Here is a 24,323-nt window from a genome sequence, read left to right on the forward strand (position 1 = left end):
CCGGAACGCCGGGCGGCACCACTTGGCCGGAGCGGCCGGGCCCGGTCAGCGGGCGCCGAGCGTCCAGCGCGGGCCGGAGGGGCTGTCCTCGATGACCAGTCCGGACTGCTGGAGCTGGTCGCGGATGGCGTCGGCGGTCGCCCAGTCCTTGCGGGCCCGGGCGGCCTCGCGCTGGTCGAGGACCAGCCGTACGAGGGTGTCGACGGCGCCGTGGAGCTCCTCGCCGCGGTCGGTGTCGGTGCCGGCCCAGTGCGGGTCGAGCGGGTCCAGGCCGAGGACGCCGAGCATGGCGCGGACTTCGGCCAGGCGGGCGATCGCGCCGTCCTTGTCGTCTGCGGCGAGCGCGCTGTTGCCCTGGCGGACGGTGGTGTGGATGATCGCGAGGGCCTGCGGGACGCCCATGTCGTCGTCCATGGCCTCGGCGAACGCCGGCGGCACCTGGTCGGCGGGCTCGACGGGCTTGCCCGCCTTCTCGACGACCCGCTGGCAGAAGCCCTCGATGCGGGCGAAGGCGGCGTCCGCCTCGCGCAGGGCCTCCTCGCTGTACTCGATCATCGACCGGTAGTGCGGGGTGCCGAGGTAGTAGCGGAGCACGATGGGGCGCCAGTGCTTGACCATCTCGGAGACGAGCACCGAGTTGCCGAGCGACTTGGACATCTTCTCGCCGGCCAGGGTGACCCAGGCGTTGTGCACCCAGAAGTTCGCGAAGTCGTCGCCGAAGGCCTTGGCCTGGGCGATCTCGTTCTCGTGGTGCGGGAAGATCAGGTCGAGACCGCCGCCGTGGATGTCGAAGGCGCTGCCCAGGTACTTGTGCGCCATGGCCGAGCACTCCAGGTGCCAGCCGGGACGGCCGCGGCCCCACGGGGTCTCCCAGGAGGGCTCGCCGGGCTTGGCGGACTTCCACATGGCGAAGTCGCGGGGGTCGCGCTTGCCGGTCTCGCCCTCGCCGGACGGCTGGAGCAGGTTGTCGAGCTCCTGGTTCGACAGCTCCAGGTAGCCGGGGTACGAGCGGACGTCGAAGTAGACGTTGCCGTCGGCCTCGTACGCGTGACCGCGCTCGATGAGGCCGCGCATCATCTCGACCATCTCGGTGACGTGGCCGGTGGCGCGGGGCTCGTAGGTGGGCGGCAGGCAGCCGAGGGCGTCGTAGCCGTCGTTGAAGGCGCGCTCGTTCTCGTAGCCGATGGACCACCACGGGCGGCCCTGGTCGCCGGACTTCGCGATGATCTTGTCGTCGATGTCCGTGACGTTGCGGATGAACGTGACGTCGTAGCCGCGGTACGCGAACCAGCGGCGCATGATGTCGAAGTTCAGGCCGGACCGGATGTGCCCGATGTGCGGGGCGGCCTGCACGGTCGCACCACAGAGGTAGATCGAGACGCAGCCCGGCGCGAGCGGGGTGAAGTCGCGGATCTGCCGGGCGTTGGTGTCGTACAGGCGAATAGTCACGGGACCAAGGGTAGTGGGCGTGTGGTAGTGCCCCGCGACCCTTTCGGAGACGCGGGGCGCTTTGGTTCCCCGATCGTTGCGGCGGCCGGGCGGGGTGCGGTGCGCCTCAGGCGGCGGGCGTGCGGTGGACGAGGGCGGTGGCGATGGCGGCCAGGCCCTCGCCGCGGCCGGTGAGCCCGAGCCCGTCGGTGGTGGTGCCGGACACCGACACGGGCGCGCCGACGGCCTCGCTGAGCGCCTTCTGCGCCTCGTCGCGCCGCTTGCCGACCTTCGGCCGTACGCCGATGACCTGCACGGACACGTTGCCGATGGTGAATCCGGCGGCGCGCACGATCCGGGCGGCCTCGGCCAGCAGGGTGGTGCCGGCGGCGCCGGACCACTCGGGGCGGGAGGTGCCGAAGTGGGCGCCGAGGTCGCCGACGCCGGCCGCGGAGAACAGCGCGTCGCACGCGGCGTGGGCGGCGACGTCACCGTCGGAGTGCCCGGCCAGCCCGTAGCCGCCGGACGCGTCCTCGTCCCAGAGCAGGCCCGCGCACCACAGTTCGCGGCCCTGCTCGAAGGCGTGCACGTCGGTGCCGATGCCGACCAGCGGGATCAGCGGCGCGGCGGGCGCTGCGGGGGTGGTCGGCTCAGTAGGCATCGGTGGCCCTCCTGCGGGCGAGTACGGCCTCGGCGAGTACGAGGTCCAGGGGACGGGTGACCTTGAAGGCCTCCTCGTGGCCGGGCACGAGGACGACGGGGACGCCGAGCTTTTCCACCATTCCGGCGTCGTCGGTGGCGCCCTCGCCGTTGACGGCGACGGCCTCGTGGGCGCGGACCAGGGTGGCGAGGTCGAAGCCCTGCGGGGTCTGCACGGCGCGCAGCCGGGCCCGCTCGGGGGTGGCGACGACGGGTTCGGGGGTGCCGGCGGGCTGCGGGTCGACTTCCTTGACGGTGTCGGTGACCGGCAGGGCGGGGACGACGGCGGGTGCGCCCTCGCGGACTGCTTCGACGACGGCGTCGACGGTGTCGACGGGGACCAGCGGGCGGGCGGCGTCGTGGATGAGGACGGAGGTGACGCCCTCGGGGAGGGCGTCGAGGCCGGCCCGGACGGACTCCTGGCGGGTCTCGCCGCCGGGGACGACGAGGAAGTCGGTGCGCTCGGGCAGTGCGTGCTCGTCGAGGAGGTTCTTGACCTCGGCGGCGCCGGCCGGCGGGGCGACCACGACGACCAGCGAGACGGCCCGGGAGCGGGCCATGGCGCGGACGGCGTGGATCAGCATGGGGGTGCCGCCGAGGGTGCGCAGCGCCTTGGGGGCGCCAGGGCCCAGGCGGAGGCCGCGGCCGGCGGCGGGGATCACCGCGGCGGTGCGGGAGGGGCGCGAGTCGTCAGTCATCGGAGCTCCGGGCAGGCGGGCGACGAAGGCCAGGTTTGTGGCTTCGGCCGGTGTGGGTATGGCCTGGGGGTACCCCCGGCCCGTGGTTGGGGGAGTGCCGGGCACGATGCCGCGACCGGGGCCCCTTCCGTGACGACCGGTCGTATCGGCTGCCCGGGCCCGGCACGCCCAAGGTGGTGCAGGGGTGCGCAGCGTACGGGTGCGGCGTGCGCCGGTGCTACCGAGCCGGCGCGGGTGCGGATACAGACATGCCGCAGCGCCCGGCAACAACGCCCCTCACGGGTGAGGGACGTGTCGGCGGGCACCGCGGCACGACTGTTGAGCGCACCTCGCGTGTCAGGACGCGAGGACCTCGTCGAGGAGGGCCTCGGCCTTGTCCTCGTTGGTGTTCTCTGCGAGAGCGAGCTCGCTCACCAGGATCTGGCGAGCCTTGGCGAGCATGCGCTTCTCACCGGCGGACAGTCCGCGCTCGCGCTCACGACGCCACAGGTCGCGGACAACTTCCGCCACCTTGATGACATCGCCCGAGGCGAGCTTCTCCAGGTTTGCCTTGTAGCGACGAGACCAGTTCGTCGGCTCCTCGGCGTACGGTGCACGCAGCACCTCGAAGACCCGGTCCAGCCCGTCCTGGCCGACTACATCGCGAACGCCGACGAACTCCGCATTGTCCGCAGGCACACGAACCGTCAGGTCGCCCTGGGCGACCTTGAGCACCAAGTAGGTCTTGTCCACGCCTTTGATCTGGCGAGTTTCGATGGCCTCGATCAGCGCGGCCCCGTGATGGGGATAGACCACGGTGTCGCCAACCTTGAACGTCATGTGACAGGTACCCCTTCCGTGGCTATCCAGGGTAACACGAGAACTGACTGTTATGAATGGCGTTTTCGCAGGTCAGGGCCTATCTCGGGGCTTGACAACCACGACACGGACGTGCTGCGCGGGGGTTCCGGAAGGGGGTATTCGCAGGTCGGAGCGGCTGACAGCACGCCCCGAAACGGCCACGTTACACCTCCCGGGTGATGGTGGCGCTGTGACGTACGTCCCGTTTTGCCGGGTTGGAAGACCCGAAAGTCAAGTACTCCGTTCGACTGGCGGGCATCTGTACGGAGTGCCTTCCGGCCCAATCTGGAATTGATCACCACCCGGATCCTCCGGAACAGGTCGGCCGTAATAGCGGAGGCCGTCGGAAGCGGTCACGGGGTGGCTCGAAATTGATCACCGGCGATATGGCGGCGATATGCGAACGGGAGAGTGAACGGGGGGTTGAAGGCCGGGGTGATCCACTGCGCGGAGGGTCGGGTGCGGGCGCGGGGCGGCGGCTCGGTAACCTAAGCCCGCTGACACACCCTTAGGGCGGCTTTACCTCGCCAGGCGCCAGGCGGAGCCCCCGACCGCTTCCGTCCGTACGTACGTCCTAGGAGATGCCGCCGCCGTGAGCCGGACCCTTCGACGCGGCGCCGTTGCCGCCGCCGCCATCGTGTTCTCGATCGGATCGCTCGCCGCCTGCGGCGCGGGCAACAACGCGCAGACCCTGGAGATCAAGCCGGACAACGCGGCGATCACCAAGGGCGACATCAAGATCCAGAACGCGCTGGTCATCACGCAGCCCGAGAAGGAGGCGAAGGGCCCGGCCGTCGTCTCCGCGACGCTGTTCAACGCCGGCCTGGAGCCGCAGACCCTCGACGGGATCGCCCTGCCGGGTGGCTCCGGCACCGTGAAGCTGAAGCCCGCCACGGGCTCCGGCAAGATCACCGTGCCGGCCGGCGGCTCCGTGGTGATCGGCGGCAAGGGCAACGCCACCGCCGTCATCGAGAACGGCCGCGAGTCCGTCAAGGACGGCGACGCGCAGAAGGTCGTCTTCCAGCTCAGCAAGACCGGTGACGTGGCCCTGGAGGCCTTCGTGGTCCCGGCCACCTCCTACTTCAAGGAGTTCGGCCCCGCCGAGGTCCCGGCCGCGCCGACCACCGCGCCCTCGGGCACCCCGTCCGGCACGCCCTCCGGCACCCCGTCGCACGGCGCGACCGGCACCCCCGCGGGCACGCCGTCCGGCACCCCGTCGGGCACGGCCTCCCACGCCGCGGCGGGCCACTGACCCGCCCGGCGGCCCGCCTGCCGTGAGGGGCCGGAACCGGGACCGCCACCGCCGTACAGAACGGCCGGAGGGCCCCACCCGATCCAGGGTGGGGCCCTCCGGCCGTTCTGCTCGCGCCGCCACCGGCTCGCGGGCCGCCGCGGTCCGTGCGGCTTACGGCTCGAACTTGTAGCCGAGGCCCCGGACCGTCACCAGGTAGCGCGGGGCGCCCGGGTCCGGCTCGATCTTGGCGCGCAGCCGCTTGACGTGGACGTCGAGGGTCTTGGTGTCGCCCACGTAGTCAGCGCCCCAGACCCGGTCGATGAGCTGCATGCGGGTGAGCACCCGGCCCGCGTTGCGCAGCAGCATCTCCAGCAGGTCGAACTCCTTGAGCGGGAGGTCGATCTTGGCGCCCGCGACGGTGACCACGTGCCGGTCCACGTCCATGCGCACCGGCCCGGCCTCCAGGGCCGCGGGGGTGACCTCCTCCGGCTCGCCGCGGCGGCGCAGCACCGCGCGGATGCGGGCGACCAGCTCCCGCGAGGAGAAGGGCTTGGTCACGTAGTCGTCGGCTCCTATTTCCAGGCCGACGACCTTGTCGATCTCGCTGTCCTTGGCGGTCACCATGATGACCGGGACGTTCGAGCGGCCGCGCAGCTGACGGCACACCTCGGTGCCGGGGAGGCCGGGCAGCATCAGGTCCAGGAGGACGAGGTCGGCGCCGTTGCGTTCGAACTCGTCCAGGCCGTCGGGTCCGGTCGCCGCGATGGCGACCTCGAAGCCCTCCTTGCGGAGCATGTAGGACAGGGCGTCGCTGAAGGATTCTTCATCCTCGACGACGAGCACTCGGGTCACGGAAGGACCTCCGGGGCAGGGATGGCTGGTTCTGTTGCGAGGACGGAGCGAGCGGTGGCGGCCGGTCCCGTTCCGGAATGGGGGCCCGCGGAGCCGTCGTGGGCGCCGGTACCGGGCAGGGTTGCGGAGGAGTCGGAGGAGTCGCGGCCGGGCGGGAGCGCGGCCTCGGGGAGGCGGAGGGTGAAGGTCGAGCCCTGGCCCTCGGAGCTCCACACGGTGACCTCGCCGCCGTGCGAGGCCGCCACGTGCTTGACGATGGCCAGGCCCAGGCCGGTTCCGCCGGTGGCGCGGGAGCGGGCCGGGTCCACCCGGTAGAAGCGCTCGAAGATGCGCTCGCGGTCCTTCTCCGGGATGCCGATGCCCTGGTCGGTGACCGCGACCTCGATGAAGTCCCCGCCGGGTGCGGCGACCCGGCGGGCGGCGATGCCGACGCGGGTGCGGGCCGGGCTGTAGTTGACGGCGTTCTCGACGAGGTTGCCGAGGGCGGCCGCGAGCTGGCTCCGGTTGCCCCAGACGCGCAGGTCCGCGGTGCCGCCGGCGGCCATGGTGATCTGCTTGGTGCCGGCGGTGTGCCGGCAGCGGTCTATGGCCTCGGCGACCAGGGTGTCCACCCGGACCGGCTCGGCGTCCTCCAGCGGGTCGTCGTTCTGCACGCGGGAGAGGTCGATGAGCTCCTGGACCAGGTTGGTCAGGCGGGTGGCCTCGATCTGCATGCGGCCGGCGAAGCGGATGACGGCCTCGGGGTCGTCGGAGGCGTCCATGACGGCCTCCGACAGCAGTGAGAGCGCTCCCACGGGCGTCTTCAGCTCGTGCGACACGTTCGCGACGAAGTCGCGGCGCACCGCCTCGATGCGGCGGGCCTCGGTGAGGTCCTCGACGAGCAGCAGGACCAGCCGGGAGCCCAGCGGGGCGACCCGTGCCGAGACCGCGAGGGCCTCGCCGCGGCCGGTGCCGCGCCGCGGCAGGTCCAGCTCGACCTGTCGTATCTCCCCGTCGCGGCGGGTGTCGCGGGCCATGTGCAGCATCGGCTCGACGGCGAGCTTGCCCCCGCGGACCAGACCCAGGGCGTACGCCGCGGAGCTGGCCTTGACCACGCTGTCGCCCTCGTCGAGGACCACGGCGGAGGAGCGGAGCACGGAGAGCACCGTGTCCACGCCGGGCGGCAGGACCGCATTGATGTCGGGGCGCATGGCACTCCGCGTGGGGCGGGCCTGGTCGCGCTCGCTCCAGCGGAACGCCAGCATGGCGATGACGCCGGTGCACAACCCGGCGATCGCTGCCGCTGCGGCGACCGCCGCGTTCACGTCCATGTGTCCAGGTTAAGCAGGGTCGGCGACAGTTCCACAGCCGTTCGGGTGGCACCTCGAACAGTCGTCGCCCAGAGTTCACCGTGACGACCGAGTTGATTCACTTGTGGTGCCGGAGTCCGTCGCGAAGCCCGCCCACCGTGGGAGCGTGGGGGTCCGAGCCCCCCGGACCCGGGGCGAGACAGGCCTCCGGTAGATACAGAGAGGGACACCATGCGGGACGCGTACCACGAGGAACTGGACTCGATCGGCGAGAGCCTGGTCGAGATGGCGCGGCTGGTCGGCTCCGCGATCGGGCGGGCCACCACGGCCATGCTCGACGCCGACCTGAACCTTGCCGAGAACGTGATCGCCGCGGACCAGAAGGTCGACGATCTGCAGCACGACCTGGAGGCCCGGGCCATCGCGCTGCTGGCCCGCCAGCAGCCGGTCGCCACCGACCTGCGCATCGTCGTGACCTCGCTGCGCATGAGCGCCGACCTGGAGCGCTCGGGCGACCTGGCGCAGCACGTGGCGAAGCTCGCCCGGCTGCGGTTCCCGGACACCGCGGTGCCGCGGGACCTGCACGCGACCATCCTGGAGATGGGCCAGCTGGCGCAGCGGCTGATGGCCAAGGCAGCCGAGGTGATCATCACCAAGGACGTGGACCTGGCGCTCCAGCTGGAGAACGACGACGACGAGATGGACACGCTGCACCGGGCGCTGTTCCAGCACCTGATGGACGACCGCTGGAAGCACGGCATCGAGACGGCCGTGGACGTGACCCTGCTGGGCCGCTACTACGAGCGCTTCGCCGACCACGCGGTGTCCGTCGCCAAGCGGGTCGTCTACCTGGTGACCGGCGAGCACGCGGACGAGCTGCAGCAGCCGACCGAAACGGTCTGAGCCGCACGGCCCGGTCCGGCGCGGCCGTGCGGCGCGTCCGCATGCGGAAGGGCCCGCCCGGGCGACCCGGGCGGGCCCTTCGCTCGTGCGCTGCGCCTCGCGCCGGGGCGGTCAGCCGCCGCACTGGCAGGGCGCGCCGGACTGGCAGCCGCAGCCGCAGCCCGAGCCGCACCCGCAGGCGGCGAGGAGCGGGAGCCGCAGCGGCTCGGACACCGGCTGCCGTTCCTGCTCGGGAGTGATCGGTACGGGGGAATCGGCCATGGGGGTTCCTCCTCGGAAGGCGTACGCGTCGCACTGCCCTGACCCATTCATGCCCAGCGGTACCGGCGCGTCAACGGCGCACCGGTGCAGAATCCCCGGCCGCGGTCCGGGCCGGCGGTCAGGCGAGCTCCAGCACGCCCACGGTCTGGTCGCCGGAGGTCTCGCCGGTCTCGGTGAAGCCGAGCTTCCGGTAGAACTCCCCCGGTCCGTGCGGCCCCGTCTCCCAGGTGACGTACATCCGCCCGGCGCCGCGCCGGCGCAGTTCGTCGGCGACGGCCGCCACGGCGAACCGGCCGTACCCGCGGCCCTGCGCGTCTGCGGAGATGTTCAGCCGCCACAGCCCGGACCGCCGGTCCGCGGGGTCCTCCGCCGGGTTCCACTGCATGTCGAGGAAGGCCATCAGGAAGCCGACCGGCTCGTCGCCGTCGAGGAGCAGCCGCGGCCAGGCCCGCTCGCCGTACGCGTACGCCTCGGCCAGTGACGTCACCACCGGCGCCACGTTCTTCTCCTGCTCGGGCCGCACCCGCAGCGCCACCGCCGCGTCCACGTTCTCCGGCCCCACCTCGACCAGTCGCATGCTCATCCCGGCAACGTAACAACGCGCACGCCCCCCGACCACGGAATATCCGCGGCCGGGGGGCGCACCGGCGAACTGGGGGGCGGTGGTTACTTCTTGCCCTGGTTCTTGACGGCCTCGATGGCGGCTGCGGCGGCCTCCGGGTCGAGGTAGGTGCCGCCCGGGTTGAGGGGCTTGAAGGCGGCGTCGAGCTCGTAGGAGAGCGGGATGCCGGTGGGGATGTTCAGGCCCGCGATGTCGGCGTCGGAGATGCCGTCGAGGTGCTTGACCAGGGCGCGCAGGGAGTTGCCGTGCGCGGCGACCAGGACGGTGCGGCCGGCGAGCAGGTCCGGGACGATGCCGTCGTACCAGTACGGGAGCATGCGGCCGACGACGTCCTTGAGGCATTCCGTCCGGGGGCGGAGCTCCGGCGGGATGGTCGCGTAGCGCGGGTCCTCGGACTGCGAGAACTCGGTGCCGTCTTCGAGGGCCGGCGGCGGGGTGTCGTACGAGCGGCGCCACAGCATGAACTGCTCGTCGCCGTACTCCGCCAGCGTCTGGGCCTTGTCCTTGCCCTGGAGGGCGCCGTAGTGGCGCTCGTTCAGGCGCCAGGAGCGGTGGACCGGGATCCAGTGGCGGTCGGCGGACTCCAGGGCCAGCTGCGCGGTGCGGATGGCGCGCTTCTGGAGGGAGGTGTGCAGCACGTCGGGCAGCAGGCCGGCGTCCTTGAGCAGCTCACCGCCGCGGACCGCCTCCTTCTCGCCCTTCTCGGTGAGGTTGACGTCCACCCAGCCGGTGAACAGGTTCTTCGCGTTCCATTCGCTCTCGCCGTGGCGGAGGAGGATCAGCTTGTACGGTGCGTCGGCCATGCGTACGAGCCTAGTGGACGGCCCGGGGGCCTGCGCGCGCCGTCCGGGGGCTGGTCGGGACGGTCCCGGGACCGTCCGGCAACGGCCGTGGCGGGGCCGTCGATTGACGGCGGGCGTCAATTCAGTGGCGGGCGCGGGCCGCTCTCCGTAACGTGCCGAGGGCCGCTGCGCCACTTACACCGTGATGTCCGTACGCCCGGGGGGAACCGCATGTCCGCCGTCTCGCTCAGATCGATCGGAACCGCCGCGCGGGAGAGCGTCTCCGGACTGCCCCGCGCGTTCTGGTGGCTGTGGGCGAGCACCCTGGTGAACCGGCTCGGGGCCTTCGTCGCGACGTTCATGGCCTTGTACCTGACGCTGGAGCGGGGCTATTCGGCCTCCTTCGCGGGACTGGTGGCCGCTCTGTACGGCCTCGGCGGTGTGGTGTCCTCGCTGGTGGCGGGGGTGATGACGGACCGGCTGGGGCGGCGTCCGACGATGCTGGTGGCGCAGGCCGGCACCGCGTTCACGGTGGCGCTGCTGGGGTTCATGGAGCACCCGGTGGCCATCGCGGCGGTCGCGTTCCTCGTCGGCATGACCTCGAACGCCTCCCGGCCGGCGGTGCAGGCGATGATGGCCGACATCGTCCGCCCGGAGGACCGGGTCCGGGCCTTCGCACTGAACTACTGGGCCATCAACCTCGGTTTCGCGCTGAGTTCGGCCGGAGCCGGCCTCATCGCCCGCTACAGCTACCTCGCGGGCTTCCTCGGCGAGGCCGCCCTGACCCTGCTGTGCGCGGTGCTCGTGTACGTGAAGCTGCCCGAGTCCCGGCCGGAGAGGTCGGCGGAGGCGACGGCGAAGGAGGCGGACGTCCGGCTCGGCACGGTGCTGCGCGACGGCCGGTTCATGGGTGTGGTGGGGCTGTCGTTCCTGATCGCGACGATCTTCACGCAGGGCTCGGTCGGCCTGCCGGTCGCGATGGGCGAGGCGGGCTTCTCGCCTGCGGAGTACGGTCTGGCGATCGCGGTGAACGGCGTGCTGATCGTGGCGCTGCAGATCCCGGTGACCCGGTTCATCGAGCACCGCGACCCGCAGCGGCTGCTGGTGGTCTCCTCGCTGCTGGCGGGGCTCGGCTTCGGGCTGACGGCGTTCGCGGGTTCGCTGGGCGCCTACGTCATGACGATCTGCGTGTGGACGCTGGCGGAGATCGTGAACACCCCCACCCAGATGGGCCTGGTCGTCCGGCTCTCCCCGGTGCACGGCCGCGGCCGCTACCAGGGCGTCTACACCCTGTCGTGGGCGGCGGCCTCGCTGGTCGCCCCGCTGCTGGGCGGCGTGGTCATCGACCGGCTGGGCGCGGACTGGCTGTGGGGGGCGACCGCCGTCATCGGCACGGTGGCGGGTCTGGGCTACTGGCTGCTGATGCGGGGGCTGCCGGTGGCGGCCCCGGCGCAGGAGCCGGAGCCGGAGGCGGGGACCGCCGCCGAGGAGCCGGCCGCCACGGAGGGAGCCCCGGGGGCCGCCGGCCCCGAGGTCAGGACGGCCGCTCCGTCAGGTGCCTGAACGCGTCCAGGTTGCGCGTGGACTCGCCGCGCGAGACCCGCCACGCGTACTCCTTGCGGATGGACGACGCGAAGCCCAGCTCCAGCAGCGGGTTGAACGCGCCGTCCGCGGCCTCCAGGACCGAACCGAGCAGCCGGTCCAGTTCCTCGGGCGTGACCACGGACAGCGGCAGCCGGCCCACCAGGTAGACGTCGCCGAGCCGGTCCACCGCGTACGAGATCCCGTACAGCCGCAGGTTGCGCTCCAGCAGCCAGCGGTGGACGCCGGCCTCGTTCTCGTCCGGGTGCCGGATGACGAACGCGTTCAGGGACAGCGAGTGCCGGCCGACGATCAGGGAGCAGGTCGTCGACAGCTTCCGGGTGCCCGGCAGCTTGACCACGTACGAACCCGGCTCCGGGCTCTCCCACTCCAGTCCGGCGTCGTCGAGGGTGCCCTCCACGACCTGCGCGATGCGCTCTGCCTGCGTGCCCTCAGCCTGTGTGCCCTCAGCCATGCAGGGAGCGTACGCGACGGCGGTGATCATGCATGGCTGCGGTGTACACGTCGGCCGTGCCGCGCGCGGCGGTGTCCCAGCCGAAGAACTGGGCGTGCCGGGCCGCCTCGGCGCCCATCCGGTCGGCGAGGGCGGGGTCGTCCGCGAACCGGCGGAGCATCCGGGCGTAGTCCGCGGGGTCGTGGCCGGCGACGAGGAAGCCGGTGGCGCCGTCGTCCACCGCGACCGGCAGGCCGCCGACCGCGGCCGCGATCACCGGGGTGCCGGTGGCCTGCGCCTCGATGGCCACGAGTCCGAACGATTCGCTGTACGAGGGCATGACCAGGACGGACGCGGCGCGGAACCAGTCGGCGAGCCGGTCCTGGTCCACCGGCGGCTGGAAGCGGACGAGGTCGGCGATGCCGAGCTTGGCGGCCAGCTTCTGCAGGCCTTCCGGCTTGGCGAGCCCGCTGCCGCTGGGACCGCCGACCACCGGTACGACCAGCCGGCGGCGCATGGACGGCTCCTGGGCGACCAGCTCGGCGACGGCCTTCAGCAGCACGTCGGGGGCCTTCAGCGGCTGGATGCGGCCGGCGAACAGGGGGATCAGGGCGTCCTGCGGCAGGCCGAGGCGGGCCCGGGCGGCGGCCCGGCCGTCGGCGACGGTGAAGCGGTCCAGGTTGACGCCGGGGTGCACGACGGCGACCTTCGCCGGGTCCGCGTCGTAGTACCGGACGAGTTCGTCGGCCTCCTCCGCGGTGTTGGCGACGAGCCGGTCGGCGGCCTCGACTATCTGGGTCTCGCCGATGACGCGGGCGGCCGGCTCGGGGGTGTCGCCGGCGGCGAGCGCCGCGTTCTTGACCTTGGCCATGGTGTGCATGGCGTGGACGAGCGGGACACCCCAGCGCTCGGCGGCGAGCCAGCCGACGTGGCCGGAAAGCCAGTAGTGGGAGTGGACGAGGTCGTAGTAACCGGGCCGGTGGCCGGCCCAGGCCTGCATCACGCCGTGCGTGAACGCGCACAGCTGGGCGGGCAGCTCCTCCTTCGCCAGTCCCTCGTACGGGCCGGCGTCGACGTGCCGGACCAGCACGCCGGGGGCCAGCTCGACGACCGGGGGCAGGCCGCCGGCGGTGGCCCGGGTGAAGATCTCGACCTCGACGCCGATCGCGGCCAGCCGCCGGGCCAGCTCGACGATGTAGACGTTCATGCCGCCGGCGTCGCCCGTGCCGGGCTGGTGCAGCGGCGAGGTGTGGACGCTGAGCATGGCCACCCGGCGGGGCCGGCGGTGGTGGCTGCCGGGGATCCGCAGCCGGGGCGGGTGGGGGGCGGCGAACGTGGTGCGGCCGGCGGCGATCCGGCCGCCGATACCGCCGAGCCGGGACACGTACTGACTCACGTGAGCGGTCCTCTCGCTCGGGAGTCCGGGCAACTCCGGGCATGACGGAAACAGGACGGTCTCCGTCCTCACCGGGTGCAACCACTGCGGAGGCCGCCCGCATTCCACTGTGCAGAACTTTTCTGCCGACGGCGCGGCGGGATCCGGCCACGGGCGTGCCGGGCCGCGGACCGGCGTCCGGCTGCGGGCTGCGGGGCGTGGACGCGGACCGGCGTCCGGCTGCGGGCTGCGGGGCGTGGACGCGGACCGGCGTCCGGCTGCGGGCGTCCAGGCGTCCGGGCGTCCGGGCGTCCGAGAGCGTCCCGTCGGCCGCATACCCTGGCGTCATGGCCGCCCGCACCCCCTCCCCCGCCCCCGGACGCCCCGTCGGCACGGTCACGCGCGGCACCACCAACCCGAACCGGCTGCGGCGGATGGACCGGTGGATCGCCGATGCGCACGGGGCCGCGCTGCGGCGGGCGGTGGCGCCGGTCGCCGTGGACCTCGGGTACGGGGCCGCGCCCTGGACTGCGGTGGAACTGCTGGGCAGGCTCCGCACGGCGGCCCCGCGGGTGCAGGTGGTCGGGATCGAGATCGAGCCCGCCCGGGTCGCCGCGGCCCGGCCGTACGAGCGCGAGGGGCTGTCGTTCCGGCACGGCGGCTTCGAGGTGCCGCTGGACGGCGGCGCCCGCCCCGCCCTGATCCGGGCCGCGAACGTGCTGCGCCAGTACGACGAGGAGCAGGTGGCCGCGGTGTGGGAGCGGCTGTGCCGGCGGCTGGCCCCGGACGGCCTGCTCGTCGAGGGGACCTGCGACGAGATCGGGCGGCGGCACGTGTGGGTCGCGCTGGGGCCCGAAGGGGCGCGCACCGTCACCTTCGCCACCCGGCTGGGCTCCCTGGAGCGCCCCTCGGACCTCGCGGAGCGGCTGCCGAAGGCACTCATCCACCGCAACGTGCCCGGCGAGGCGGTGCACGCCTTCCTGCGGGACTTCGACCGGGCCTGGGCGGCGGCCGCCCCGTACGCCTCGCTCGGCGCCCGGCAGCGGTGGATCCGCACGGCCCGGTCGCTGGCCGCGGACTGGCCGCTGACGGACGGCCCGCGGCGGTGGCGGCAGGGCGAGCTGACGGTCCGCTGGGACGCGCTGCGGCCGGGTGGACCGCGGGCGTAGCGGAGCTGGTGCATCCGTACCGGTTGCGGGGCAGCCGAGTTGTCCACAAACCCCCCGGTCGGGGGTGTCGCAATCCGCCGAGTCGTGACACCATCCCGAAGGCGACAACAAGTTACTGACGGTAAATCAGCTGTGTCGCACGGGAAAAGCCGGGACTTTCGCTGGGGGGACAGTGAACCGAAGGGGCGGGGCCGCCGCACTCACGCTGATCTGCGCCATGGCCGTGCTGGGCACCACCGGGGTCGCGCACGCCGCGCCGACCCGGCCCGAGCCGGGCCCCAACCCCGCCCTGGAGCAGGTCCGCAAGCAGATAGAAGACCTGTACCACCAGGCCGCGAAGGCCACCGACGAGTACAACCTCGCCGAGGAAGAGGCCAAGCGCCAGTCCGAGCAACTCGTCGCCCTCGCCAAGCAGATCGAGGCCGGGAAGCAGCGCATCGCGGACCTGAAGAACAAGGCGGGCGCGGCGGCCCGGGCCCAGTACCGCACCGGCGGGCTGCCGCCGGCCGCGCGCCTGGCGCTCAGCCCGACGCCCAACCAGTTCCTGAACGGCGCAGGGCTGCTGCGCCAGGGCGAGCGGGCCGCCAAGGGCATGCTGACGGACCTGGACCGCACCCAGGCCGACCTGAAGCAGTACGCGAAGGACGCCAGCGTCCACTGGAAGACCCTGGAGGCCACCCGGCTGAAGAAGGAGGCCGCCCAGAAGCAGATCAACGACAAGATCAAGGCGGCCGAGCAGCTGGAGAACCGCCTGGAGGCCGAGGAGAAGGCCCGCCTGCTCCAACTGGAGCGCGAGGCCCAGTACAAGGCGCAGAACGACTGGCTCAAGACGGGCGCCCTCAAGGACGTCAGCGGCAAGGCGACCGAGGCCGGCAAGCGGGCCGTGCAGTACGCCACCGCGCAGATCGGCAAACCGTACGTGTGGGGTGCCGAGGGCCCGGACTCGTTCGACTGCTCCGGCCTCACCTCGCAGGCCTGGCTGGCCGGCGGGCGGCAGATCCCGCGCACCTCGCAGGAGCAGCTGCGCCGGCTGCCGCGGGTGGCCGTGAAGGACATGCGGCCCGGCGACCTGATCATCTACTTCAACGACGCGAGCCACGTCGCCATGTACATAGGGGACGGCGCGATGGTGCACGCGCCGCGGCCGGGGCGGAACGTGACGATCGCGGGCGCGGGCTCCATGCCGATCCTGGCGGTGGTCCGGCCGGACGCGTAGGGCGTCGCGAGGGCAGGGCGCGCGGCCGGGGAGGTTCCGTACCGCGGGCCGGACCGGTAGGGCCGTCCGGCGTGATGTTCGTCATTCCGGTGTGCGGCCTTTCCCCCGGGATTTCGGCATATGCCGGGGGCCAGGGACACCGCGGCATTCCGATGTGGCGGCTCGTACCGCTATGGTCCCGGACTGGCGGGGTGCCGTTCCGGGCGCCGCCGCACCCTCGGGGGGAGGGAAGGAACCCAGACGATGCCCGTACCCGTACCGCGGCAGAGGGACGTCCCGGCCGCGGAGAGCGGTCAGGCCGGTCTGCCCCCGCACCTGCCCCAGCAGTCGCTGACCCTGCTCGTGATCGAGGACGATCCGGCGGGCGGCCTCACCGTCCCCGAAATGCTCGACGGCGAGGGCAACCGCATCCGGATCCGCACCGCGCGCAACCTCACCGAAGCGGCCCGGCTGCTCACCCCGGACGTCCACTGCATCCTGCTCGACCTGTCGCTGTCCGGTGGGCAGCGGACCACCGCCGGCGCACCGGCCGCGGGCCCGGCCGCGCCCGCCGAGCCGCCCGTCGACGAGCTGGCCACCCTGCGCCGGGTCCTCCAGCTGGCCCCCGGCCACGCCGTGCTGGTCCTCACCTCCGAGGCCGACTCCGAGCGCGCCGCCGAGGCGGTCCGCGTCGGCGCCCAGGACTACCTGTCCCGGGACGAGCTGGACGGCCGGCTGCTCAGCCGCGCCATCCGGTACGCGGTGGAGCGCAAGCGCGCCGACATCGCCCAGTACAAGCTTGCAGAATCGAAACTGCGCGCCCAGGAGAACGCCCGCCTGGAACGCGGCCTGCTGCCCACCCCGCTGCTGGAGGGCTCGAACCTGCGGTTCGCCGCCCGCTACCGGCCCGGCCGCAGCCGCGCCCTGCTCGGCGGCGACTTCTACGACGCGGTCCGCACCCCCGACGGCACCGTCCACGCGATGATCGGCGACGTCTGCGGCCACGGCCCCGACGAGGCGGCCCTCGGCGTGGAGCTGCGCATCGCCTGGCGGGCGCTGACCCTGGCCGGGCTGTGCGGGGACGAGCTGCTCGCCACCCTCCAGGAGGTCCTGGAGGTGGAGCGGCCGCACGAGGAGATCTTCGCGACGCTCTGCACGGTGGACATCGCCCCCGACGGCCGCCGCGCCGGGCTCTGCCTGGCCGGTCACCCGGCGCCGCTGATCGCCCGCCCGGGCCAAGCCGCACAGCTGCTGCCGTACGAGAACAGCGGGCCGGCCCTCGGACTGCTGCCGGGGGCGCGCTGGCCTCGCCGGCAGGTGGAGCTGGGCGGCACCTGGAGCCTGATGCTCTACACCGACGGCCTGATCGAGGGCCGGATCGGGAACGGCCGGGAGCGGCTGGGCCAGGACGGCATGGTCGAGATGATCAACCGGCACCTGGAGCAGTCGCTGACCGGCGAAGCACTGCTGGAGGCCGCCGTGACGGAGGCCCGCCGCCTCAACGGGGGCGAGCTGACCGACGACGTGGCCGTGGTCCTGCTGGACCGCACGGCGGGCGCCCGCCGGCGCTGAGTCCGGGCGGGCGCGGGAAGTCGGGGCGGGCGCGGGAAGTCCGGGCGGGCGCGGGAAGTCCGGGCGGGCGCGGGAAGTCCGGGCCGGCGCGGGAGTCGGGCGGGGTGGGTGCCCTGCGGACCGACCGGCTCAGCGGCCGCCGTTGTAGGGCCCGTACGGGCCGTCGCTGCTGCTGCCGCCGCGCCGCTTCGGGCCGCCGCCGGAGACCTGGCGCAGGGCCGGGCGCACGTCGACGAAGAAGACGATGGTCGCGATCAGACCGGCGATCTGCAGGAACAGCATCCCGAGGAACATGTCCACCAGGACCGTGATGCCCAGCAGGATCAGCCAGAACGGCTTGGTCTGCTTGTCCGCCGCCCGGAACGCGTCCTCGCGGGAGGTGGCGGCCATGACCAGGGCGATGACGGCGGGCACGAGCGTGCCGAAGTACAGCAGCGTCGCGAGGAGAGAGTCGAACTTCTGCATCAACATCCCGGCACCAGCTTCTTCGTGTCCGTCGTCTTCGCCATCGGGGCGGGGGCCCCGCGGGCCCTCCGGGCCGCAGTGCGGCCCAGCGGCCAAGTTACCCGCTGCAGGGCCAACGAACCGGACCCCCGCCGGGTGCCCGGTCCGCCGGCCCGCATCTCAGCCGGTCAGCCCTGCTCGGCGGCAGCGGAGCCGTCGCCCGCGGCCGCCGGCGCGGCGTCCTTCTTGGCGGCCGCCTTGCGCGGGGCGGCCTTGCGGGCGGGCTTCGCCTCCGCGGCCGCCGGCTCGGCGGCCTGCGTCTGCGCACCGGCCGGCCCGCTCTTCGGCTCGTCCCCGCCGTCGACCGCCACGGCGACCTCGACGATCTCCTCGGCGACCTCGCCGCGCCACTGCTTCACGGCCTGCTCGCCGTGCTCGGCGACCCGGTCGTAGGCCTCCTTGGCCCGGACGGCGTACTCGGCGGCCACGCCGACGCTGCGCAGCGCGAGGTCCTGGGCCTGCTCGCCGAGCTTCTTCAGGTCGGTGTCGAACGTGCCGAGCACCTCGGAGACCTTGGCGGTCACCACGGCCTGCGCCTCGCGGGCCTTGTCCTGCACGACCTTGGGGTCGGTGTTGCGCACGGCGTCGATGCGCGCGGGGGCCTCGGCGCGCAGCTGGTCGATCAGTGCGGGCACCTTCCTGGCCTGCTGGAGCGCGAGGTCGGCGGAGCCGGCGGCGAAGTAGAGGGGCGTGGGGTCGGCGAGGGTCTTGCGCAGGTCATCGGTGATGGCCATGACTGGTCCTCCCGGATCGCAGTTCAGTTCGTGGTCGTGGTGGGATCGGTGCCGTTGCCTCGGGCCGGGTCACTGCCCCGGGCGGTGCCGTCGCCGTCGTCGGTCATCGCCTCGAAGGCGTTCTCCTTGCGGAACGACTCGTAGATCTGCAGCAGCACCTGCTTCTGCCGCTCGTTGATCGAGGGGTCCGCGAGTATCGCGGCCCGCGTCTCGACCTCGTCCGGCTCGCGCTCGTCGAGCATTCCGGCGCGCACGTACAGGGTCTCCGCGGAGATCCGCAGCGCCTTGGCGAGCTGCTGGAGGATGTCCGCGCTGGGCTTGCGCAGCCCGCGCTCGATCTGGCTCAGGTACGGGTTCGAGACCCCTGCCGCATCAGCCAGCTGCCGCAGCGAAAGCTGCGCCTGCCGCCGCTGATCCCGCAGGTACTCACCGAGATTCCCGACATTGAGCGTCCCCATGGGCCGATCCTCCCCCACCCTGCTAACTTTTGCAAGCAGTTGCTAGCAAAAGCATGTCGCCTCACCGGGCGGGCAGCGTACCGATCACCACGTGGGCCTCGTACTCCTCCGACGCCGAGTGCCGCGCCGTCAGGCCGGCCGCACGGATCGCGGCGGCGGTGCGGTCGGCCTGGTGGGCGCCCGTCTCGATCAGGAGGCGGCCGCCGGGGGCCAGCCAGCCGGGGGCGGCGGCCGCCACCCGGCGGTGGACGGCCGCGCCGTCGGGGCCGCCGTCCAGGGCCCGCAGGGGTTCGTGGTCACGGGCCTCCGGGGGCAGCAGCCCGATCTCGCCCGTGGGGACGTACGGGGCGTTGACCACCAGGACGTCCACCCGGCCGCGCAGGACCGCCGGCAGCGGGTCGTAGAGGTCGCCCTCGTGGACGCGGCCGCCGGCCGCCGCGACGTTCCGCCGGGCGTAGCGGACCGCGGCCGGCTCGATGTCCGCCGCGTGCAGCTCCACCCCCGGGACGGCCGCGGCCACCGCCGCACCCACCGCACCGGCCCCGCAGCACAGGTCCAGCACCACCGACCCGGGCCGGGCCAGCCGCGCCGCCTCCCCCGCCAGGAACTCGCTGCGCCGCCGCGGTACGAACACCCCCGGGCCGACCGCGATCCGCAGCCCGCAGAACCCGGCCCAGCCCACCACGTGCTCCAGCGGCCGCCCCGCGGCCCGCTGCGCCACCAGCGCGTCGAGCTCGGCGGGCCCGGCCGCGGCTCCGGCCAGCAGTTCCGCCTCCTCCTCCGCGAACACGCAGCCGGCCGCCCGCAGCGCCACCACCACCGGGCCCAGATCAAGATTTGTCACGGAACGTCACCCTACTCAGAACAGGTCCGGGCACCACGGCCGCACGGCGGTCCGGAACAGCGACTCCGCTCGCGCCACCGCCCCCGGCACCTCCTCCGTCAGCCGCCCCAGCGCCGCCAGCCGCACCGCCGACACATCACCGAGGTACAGCGCGCCCAGCTCGGCCACGCCCAGCCGCAGCTCCGCCGGCTCCGACCCGGCCGGCCGGCACTCCGCCCGGCCGTCCGCGCCGGCCACGAGCCGGAACCGGCCCCCGGCGAGCCCGCCTTGGTCCTCGACCTCCAGCACGAGCGCGCCGGGAGCCTCGTACGTCCGGGCCTCCAGGGCGCGTACGACGTCCAGGACGCGCACCCACAGCCAGTCGGCCTGCGTGCGGACCGCGGCGGCCCGCGGGTTGGGGAACAGGTCCGGGACCAGCGCGTCGGGCGCCCGGTAGCCGGTGCGGACGGAGCGCACCCAGTCGACCGAGCACAGGAAGTGCCACAGCGCCCGCTCGGCGGCCGGGGTGGCGGCGATCAGGTCCTTGACGGTGAGGGTGTTCGACGGGGTCTTCGCGTCGGTCCACCGGTCGTCGGCGGTGTAGACGGCGTACCCCTCCGGCTCGCCGGCGGGCGAGCGGTAGAGCACGGAGAACGGCTCGGTCCACGGCCGGCCGGGGTCCGGGTCCAGACCGGTGGACCTGTCCCACCAGTGCGCGGGGCGGTCGATGACGCCGGGCAGCCGGGCCCGCAGCCGCTCGTGCACCACCGGCCCGGCCGCCCGGATCCGCTCGGCGTCCACCACGTCGATCCGGCCGCCGCAGGCCGGGCGGCCGGTGCGGCGCGGGTCGAGGCCGGTGCGGGCGACGTCGATCTCCCACTCGGTGAGCGAGGTCGCGGGGCCGAAGCCGTACCGCCCGTAGATCGGGTACTCGGCGGCCACCAGGGTGGCCAGCACCTCGCCGCGCCGCCGGGCGGCCCCCAGGTCGGCGGCCATCATCCGGCCGAGGAGCCCGCGGCGGCGGTGCGTGGGCAGCACGGTGACCCGGGAGACGGCGGTCGCGGTGACGGCGGCGCCGCCGGGCACGGTCACCTGCTGCGCGAAGGACCGGAAGGTGGCCACGCAGCGGCCGGTGTCCGGGTCGAACGCGCCCTGCACCCGGGTCAGGTCGGTGGATTTCAGGCGGTACGCCGCTTCCTCGTCCGTGACGGCCGGCGGGCTGAGGAAGCCGATGCTGGAGGCGGCCAGCCAGTCCTTGAACTCCGGCTCGCCGACCGGGCGGACGTCGACGGGCGGCGCCGGAGGGGGCGTGGGGGCGGCGGACGGCGTGGCGGAGTCGGCAGCGCTCATTCGGCTCACGCTACGGCGGGCGCCCGCGCGGCGTCACGCGGTTTTCCCCGGTGTCGCGGGGGTGCCGGGGGCCGCCCCGCCGCCCCCGCCCCGGTCTCACGCGAGCAGGTCGTCGACCTGCGCCTCGCCCTCGCGGTACCGGCGGGTGATCTCCGCGCTGCACTCGTCGGTGGTGTGCTGGAGCTGCTGGCGGCGCCGCGAGACCTGGTTCTCGTAGCGGACCAGCCGGGCCATCGCCGCATGCAGCTCGTCGTCCGTACGGGCGTCCAGGTCGGACAGCTCCACGTCGGAGAGCATCTCGGCGGCCAGCAGCCGGTACTCCTCGCCGTGCGGGGTGCCGAGGGTGACGTGCCGTGCGGAGGCGCTGCGGCTGGACGGGGCGTCCGCGAGGATCTCCGAGAGCCGGTCGACGACCGGCGTCTCCGGGTCGGTCCGCCGGGCCACCTCGGCGCGCAGGATGTCGATGCGGCCCTGGAGGAGCCGCCGTACGTAGCTCAGGTCGGCCTCGTCGCGCTGGGCCTCGCGGCGCAGGGTGCGCAGCTCCGGCAGCCGCAGGCCGCCGAGCCCGGGGGCGTCGTCCGGGAGCCGGGCGGGGGTGCGCTGGAGCGGGGGCCGGCGGGCCGGCGGGACGTCCACGGCGGCCGGCCCGTGGGGCTGCCCGGCACCAGAGTTGTTCATACGAATCCGTCCCCTCGACGTGCGGCACACCGCTTGCGTGCATCGTGCCACTCTCCGTGCCGCCGGTGCAGGTGCACGCCACCCGATCGGCCCCGGACGGGTGCACGCCTGCTACACAAGGGGTATGCGAGCAGTGGTTCAGCGTGTGGACGGGGCGGCCGTGACGGTCGCCGGAGAGACCGTCGGCGAGATCGTCGGCGAGGGCCTGTGCGTGCTGGTCGGGGTGACGCACGACGACACCCCGGAGAAGGCGGCGCAGCTGGCCCGGAAGCTGTGGTCGGTGCGGATCCTGGACGGCGAGAAGTCGTGCAGCGACGTGAACGCGCCGCTGCTGGTCATCTCCCAGTTCACCCTCTACGGCGACGCCCGCAAGGGCCGCCGCCCCACGTGGAACGCGGCGGCCCCGGGCCCGGTCGCGGAGCCGCTGGTCGACGAGGTGGTCGCGCAGCTGCGGGCGCTGGGGGCGACGGTGCAGACGGGCCGGTTCGGCGCGGACATGCGGGTCTCGCTGACGAACCACGGCCCGTTCACCGTGCTCGTGGAGGTCTGACGCCCCGTCCGGGACGCCGCGGCCGGTTCTACGGCGCGACCACGACCTCCTGGGCGGCGGCCGTCGTGCCGGCGAGCAGCGGGGCGTCCACCGGCACGTTGCGCTTCACCAGCGCCAGCGCGATCGGGCCGAGTTCGTGGTGGCGGGCGGCGGTGGTGACGAAGCCGAGCTGGCGGCCCTCCGCGCCGTCCGCGGCCAGCCGCACCGGGGTGCCGTGGCCGGGCAGCAGCACCTCGCTGCCGTCGAGGTGCAGGAAGACCAGGCGGCGCGGCGGCTTCCCCAGGTTGTGGACGCGCGCGACGGTCTCCTGGCCGCGGTAGCAGCCTTTCTGGAGGTGCACGGCGGTGCCGATCCAGCCCAGCTCGTGCGGGATCGTCCGGTGGTCCGTCTCCAGTCCCAGCCGCGGCCGGTGGCCCTCCACGCGCAGCGCCTCGTACGCGAGCAGGCCGGCGACGGGGCCGTGCGCGGCGGCGAACTCCTCCAGCCGCTCGCGCGGCAGGAACACGTCCCGGCCGTACGGGGTCTCCCGGACGACCAGCTCCTTCGGCACCTCGGCGGTGGAGCCGGCGGGCAGGTGCACGACGGCGGTGTCGGCGGTGCGGTCGGCGATCTCGACCCGGTAGAAGAACTTCATCGACTCCAGGTAGCCGAGCAGCGCCTCCTGGGTGCCGGGCTCCACGTGCGCCCACACGGTCTCGCCGTCGTCGACGAGGTAGAGGGCGTGCTCGATGTGGCCGTTCGCGGAGAGGATCAGCGCTTCGGTGGCCTGGTGCGCGGGCAGGTCGGTGACGTGCTGGGTGAGCAGCAGGTGCAGCCAGCTCAGCCGTTCCGGTCCGGTGACGGTGACGACCCCGCGGTGGGAGAGGTCGACGAACCCGCGGCCGTCGGCCAGAGAGCGCTGCTCTCGGAACAGATCACCGTAATGGGCCGCGACGGCCTCGTCACGGCCTTCGGCCGCCACGGCGCCGGGCAGGGCAAGCAAAGGGCTGGTCATGCGTCCAAGCGTACGACCGGCCGCGAGCGGCGGTGCGGCGGCCCGGACACGCCCCTGGGCAGGCCCTACGAAGGCTCCGGCGGCTTGCCCGCCGCGCAGTCCCTGCACCGGCCGAAGATCGCGAAGTGCTTCATGTCGGTGTCGAACCCGAACGTGTCGCGCAGCTTCGCCGTGAAGTCGGCGGCGATCTCCAGATCGGCCTCGATCACCCCGGTGCAGTCGCGGCACACCAGGTGGATGTGGTGGTGCCGGTCGGCCAGGTGGTAGGTCGGCGCGCCGTGCCCGAGGTGGGCGTGCGAGACGAGGCCCAGCTCCTCCAGCAGCTCCAGGGTCCGGTACACGGTGGAGACGTTCACGCCGGAGGCGGTCTTGCGGACCTCGGCGAGGATCGCGTCCGGGGTCGCGTGCTCCAGGGTGTCGACCGCTTCGAGCACCAGTTGCCGCTGCGGCGTCAGCCGGTACCCGCGCTGCCGCAGATCGCTCTTCCAGTCGGTGGTCACCACGCACCCAGTCTAGGCGGCACGCGGGGATGCGGAAGGGGATCACGGAGGCCCGTGATCCCCTTGCCGGTGCTGTCCGGTGCGGTGCCGTGCGGTGCGGTGCCGTGCGGTGCCGTGCGGCGGATCAGCGGAAGAAGGCGATGCCGTCGTCCGGCATGTCCGGGAGGTTGCGCGCCATGTCGGCGATCTCCTCCGGGGTGACGACCTTCTTCAGCTGGGCGGACATGTACGGCCGCAGCTCGACGTCGGGGGTGGCCTTCTCGCCCACCCACATCAGGTCGCTCTTGACGTAGCCGTAGAGGCGCTTGCCGCCGCTGTACGGGCCCGAGGCGGCGGTGCGGGCGACCGCGTCGGTGGCGACGTCGATCTGCGGCTTCTGGTCGGCGAGCTGCCCGTACCAGACCTCGACGACGCCCTGGTCGCGGACCATGACGATCTCGACGTTGCGGTCCTTGTCGATGCGCCAGTAGCCGGACTCCGACTCCAGCGGACGCACCTTGTTGCCCTCGGCGTCGAGGACCCAGCTGTGCGAGGTGTACTCCAGGAAGTCCCGGCCGTCGTGGCTGAAGACGACCTCCTGGCCGAAGTTGCACTTCTCGTCGCCGGGGAAGTCGAAGACGCCCGCGCCCTCCCAGGTGCCGAGGAGGAAGGCGAGCGGGACGAGACCCGGGTTCAGGTCGGAGGGGATCTGGATCATGGGTGGCAGCTCAGGCGATCTGTCGGGTGCGGAGGGGGTCCGGGGCGGTCAGCTGCTCAGCGCTGACCCTGGTACAGCTTC

At 73.3% G+C, this 24,323-nt stretch carries 27 protein-coding genes; 7 read left to right on the top strand and 20 right to left on the bottom strand.

Going from position 1 to position 24,323, the window contains the following annotated elements:
* Positions 1 to 45: 45 nt before the first annotated feature.
* From cysS to LG634_RS15205, 4 genes are all read right to left on the bottom strand, one after another.
* A complete protein-coding gene (cysS, locus tag LG634_RS15190; protein ID WP_226734318.1) occupies positions 46 to 1,449 on the bottom strand; it encodes a cysteine--tRNA ligase in 1,404 nt (467 codons plus the stop codon).
* A 106-nt stretch (positions 1,450 to 1,555) separates the two neighbouring features.
* Positions 1,556 to 2,089 carry a 2-C-methyl-D-erythritol 2,4-cyclodiphosphate synthase gene (gene ispF / locus LG634_RS15195; protein WP_226734319.1) on the bottom strand — a complete coding sequence of 178 codons (534 nt, stop codon included), beginning with the start codon at positions 2,087 to 2,089 and terminating at the stop codon, positions 1,556 to 1,558.
* Positions 2,079 to 2,825, bottom strand: coding sequence for a 2-C-methyl-D-erythritol 4-phosphate cytidylyltransferase (gene ispD, locus LG634_RS15200; RefSeq protein ID WP_226734320.1), 747 nt, complete (start codon positions 2,823 to 2,825; stop codon positions 2,079 to 2,081). The genes ispF and ispD overlap by 11 nt, the downstream gene beginning before the upstream one ends.
* 336 nt (positions 2,826 to 3,161) lie before the next feature.
* Positions 3,162 to 3,644 carry a CarD family transcriptional regulator gene (locus LG634_RS15205; RefSeq protein WP_003953493.1) on the bottom strand — a complete coding sequence of 161 codons (483 nt, stop codon included), beginning with the start codon at positions 3,642 to 3,644 and terminating at the stop codon, positions 3,162 to 3,164.
* A 613-nt stretch (positions 3,645 to 4,257) separates the two neighbouring features.
* On the opposite strand from LG634_RS15205, the gene LG634_RS15210 reads away from it, so the two are divergent.
* Positions 4,258 to 4,917, top strand: coding sequence for a DUF461 domain-containing protein (locus LG634_RS15210; protein ID WP_226734321.1), 660 nt, complete (start codon positions 4,258 to 4,260; stop codon positions 4,915 to 4,917).
* Between the two features lie 153 nt (positions 4,918 to 5,070).
* On the opposite strand, the gene phoP is transcribed toward LG634_RS15210, so the two are convergent.
* Positions 5,071 to 5,742: a two-component system response regulator PhoP gene (gene phoP / locus LG634_RS15215; RefSeq protein ID WP_468133279.1), complete on the bottom strand. Its 672-nt coding sequence runs from the start codon at positions 5,740 to 5,742 to the stop codon at positions 5,071 to 5,073.
* A gap of 5 nt (positions 5,743 to 5,747) precedes the next feature.
* The gene (phoR, locus tag LG634_RS15220) at positions 5,748 to 7,061 is read right to left on the bottom strand and encodes a two-component system sensor histidine kinase PhoR (protein ID WP_226734323.1); all 1,314 of its coding nucleotides are present in this window, start codon (positions 7,059 to 7,061) and stop codon (positions 5,748 to 5,750) included.
* Between the two features lie 210 nt (positions 7,062 to 7,271).
* On the opposite strand from phoR, the gene phoU reads away from it, so the two are divergent.
* On the top strand, positions 7,272 to 7,943 hold the full coding sequence (gene phoU, locus LG634_RS15225; protein WP_226734324.1) for a phosphate signaling complex protein PhoU: 672 nt from the start codon (positions 7,272 to 7,274) through the stop codon (positions 7,941 to 7,943).
* Between the two features lie 111 nt (positions 7,944 to 8,054).
* Here phoU and LG634_RS15230 read toward each other — a convergent pair whose 3' ends face one another.
* The 3 genes from LG634_RS15230 to LG634_RS15240 all read right to left on the bottom strand — a co-directional run bounded on the left by LG634_RS15230 (position 8,055) and on the right by LG634_RS15240 (position 9,629).
* Positions 8,055 to 8,204: a hypothetical protein gene (locus tag LG634_RS15230; protein WP_226734325.1), complete on the bottom strand. Its 150-nt coding sequence runs from the start codon at positions 8,202 to 8,204 to the stop codon at positions 8,055 to 8,057.
* Between the two features lie 118 nt (positions 8,205 to 8,322).
* A complete protein-coding gene (locus LG634_RS15235) occupies positions 8,323 to 8,787 on the bottom strand; it encodes a GNAT family N-acetyltransferase (RefSeq protein ID WP_226734326.1) in 465 nt (154 codons plus the stop codon).
* Positions 8,788 to 8,870: 83 nt separating this feature from the next.
* Positions 8,871 to 9,629, bottom strand: a complete 759-nt coding sequence (locus LG634_RS15240) for a phosphoglyceromutase (protein ID WP_226734327.1) — start codon at positions 9,627 to 9,629, stop codon at positions 8,871 to 8,873.
* Positions 9,630 to 9,839: 210 nt separating this feature from the next.
* Between LG634_RS15240 and LG634_RS15245 the strand changes: the two genes are divergently transcribed.
* Positions 9,840 to 11,171: an MDR family MFS transporter gene (locus LG634_RS15245; protein ID WP_226734328.1), complete on the top strand. Its 1,332-nt coding sequence runs from the start codon at positions 9,840 to 9,842 to the stop codon at positions 11,169 to 11,171.
* On the opposite strand, the gene LG634_RS15250 is transcribed toward LG634_RS15245, so the two are convergent.
* A complete protein-coding gene (locus LG634_RS15250) occupies positions 11,143 to 11,664 on the bottom strand; it encodes a type III secretion system chaperone family protein (protein WP_226734329.1) in 522 nt (173 codons plus the stop codon). The two genes, LG634_RS15245 and LG634_RS15250, sit on opposite strands and share 29 nt — an antisense overlap.
* Positions 11,657 to 13,039: a D-inositol-3-phosphate glycosyltransferase gene (gene mshA, locus LG634_RS15255; protein ID WP_372482425.1), complete on the bottom strand. Its 1,383-nt coding sequence runs from the start codon at positions 13,037 to 13,039 to the stop codon at positions 11,657 to 11,659. Before mshA ends, LG634_RS15250 begins: the two co-directional genes overlap by 8 nt.
* A gap of 326 nt (positions 13,040 to 13,365) precedes the next feature.
* On the opposite strand from mshA, the gene LG634_RS15260 reads away from it, so the two are divergent.
* The 3 genes from LG634_RS15260 (at position 13,366) to LG634_RS15270 (ending at position 16,954) form a co-directional block, all read left to right on the top strand.
* The gene (locus LG634_RS15260; protein ID WP_226734330.1) at positions 13,366 to 14,187 is read left to right on the top strand and encodes a class I SAM-dependent methyltransferase; all 822 of its coding nucleotides are present in this window, start codon (positions 13,366 to 13,368) and stop codon (positions 14,185 to 14,187) included.
* Between the two features lie 172 nt (positions 14,188 to 14,359).
* Positions 14,360 to 15,403 (top strand): C40 family peptidase, encoded by a 1,044-nt coding sequence (locus LG634_RS15265; RefSeq protein ID WP_372482426.1) that lies wholly within the window; start codon positions 14,360 to 14,362, stop codon positions 15,401 to 15,403.
* Positions 15,404 to 15,646: 243 nt separating this feature from the next.
* A complete protein-coding gene (locus tag LG634_RS15270; RefSeq protein WP_226734331.1) occupies positions 15,647 to 16,954 on the top strand; it encodes a PP2C family protein-serine/threonine phosphatase in 1,308 nt (435 codons plus the stop codon).
* A 129-nt stretch (positions 16,955 to 17,083) separates the two neighbouring features.
* On the opposite strand, the gene LG634_RS15275 is transcribed toward LG634_RS15270, so the two are convergent.
* From LG634_RS15275 to LG634_RS15300, 6 genes are all read right to left on the bottom strand, one after another.
* Complete coding sequence (locus LG634_RS15275; RefSeq protein WP_226734332.1) at positions 17,084 to 17,425, bottom strand: DUF2516 family protein; 342 nt, start codon at positions 17,423 to 17,425, stop codon at positions 17,084 to 17,086.
* A 161-nt stretch (positions 17,426 to 17,586) separates the two neighbouring features.
* A complete protein-coding gene (locus LG634_RS15280) occupies positions 17,587 to 18,192 on the bottom strand; it encodes a hypothetical protein (protein ID WP_226734333.1) in 606 nt (201 codons plus the stop codon).
* 23 nt (positions 18,193 to 18,215) lie between these two features.
* A complete protein-coding gene (locus tag LG634_RS15285) occupies positions 18,216 to 18,650 on the bottom strand; it encodes a helix-turn-helix domain-containing protein (RefSeq protein WP_226734334.1) in 435 nt (144 codons plus the stop codon).
* A gap of 61 nt (positions 18,651 to 18,711) precedes the next feature.
* Positions 18,712 to 19,494 carry a putative protein N(5)-glutamine methyltransferase gene (locus LG634_RS15290; protein WP_372482427.1) on the bottom strand — a complete coding sequence of 261 codons (783 nt, stop codon included), beginning with the start codon at positions 19,492 to 19,494 and terminating at the stop codon, positions 18,712 to 18,714.
* 15 nt (positions 19,495 to 19,509) lie between these two features.
* Complete coding sequence (locus LG634_RS15295; RefSeq protein ID WP_226734335.1) at positions 19,510 to 20,823, bottom strand: GNAT family N-acetyltransferase; 1,314 nt, start codon at positions 20,821 to 20,823, stop codon at positions 19,510 to 19,512.
* 96 nt (positions 20,824 to 20,919) lie between these two features.
* Positions 20,920 to 21,501, bottom strand: a complete 582-nt coding sequence (locus tag LG634_RS15300) for an RsiG family protein (RefSeq protein WP_226734336.1) — start codon at positions 21,499 to 21,501, stop codon at positions 20,920 to 20,922.
* Between the two features lie 124 nt (positions 21,502 to 21,625).
* Between LG634_RS15300 and dtd the strand changes: the two genes are divergently transcribed.
* Positions 21,626 to 22,051: a D-aminoacyl-tRNA deacylase gene (dtd, locus tag LG634_RS15305; protein ID WP_226734337.1), complete on the top strand. Its 426-nt coding sequence runs from the start codon at positions 21,626 to 21,628 to the stop codon at positions 22,049 to 22,051.
* A gap of 28 nt (positions 22,052 to 22,079) precedes the next feature.
* On the opposite strand, the gene ygfZ is transcribed toward dtd, so the two are convergent.
* The 3 genes from ygfZ to LG634_RS15320 form a co-directional block, all read right to left on the bottom strand.
* Positions 22,080 to 23,045, bottom strand: coding sequence for a CAF17-like 4Fe-4S cluster assembly/insertion protein YgfZ (gene ygfZ / locus LG634_RS15310; RefSeq protein ID WP_226734338.1), 966 nt, complete (start codon positions 23,043 to 23,045; stop codon positions 22,080 to 22,082).
* A 65-nt stretch (positions 23,046 to 23,110) separates the two neighbouring features.
* Complete coding sequence (locus LG634_RS15315; protein ID WP_226734339.1) at positions 23,111 to 23,548, bottom strand: Fur family transcriptional regulator; 438 nt, start codon at positions 23,546 to 23,548, stop codon at positions 23,111 to 23,113.
* Between the two features lie 121 nt (positions 23,549 to 23,669).
* Entirely contained in the window at positions 23,670 to 24,242 is a 573-nt protein-coding gene (locus LG634_RS15320; protein WP_226734340.1) for a heme-binding beta-barrel domain-containing protein, read from the bottom strand.
* Between the last annotated feature and the right edge of the window lie 81 nt (positions 24,243 to 24,323).

This window comes from Streptomyces bambusae (assembly GCF_020532645.1).
GTDB lineage: Bacteria > Actinomycetota > Actinomycetes > Streptomycetales > Streptomycetaceae > Streptomyces > Streptomyces bambusae.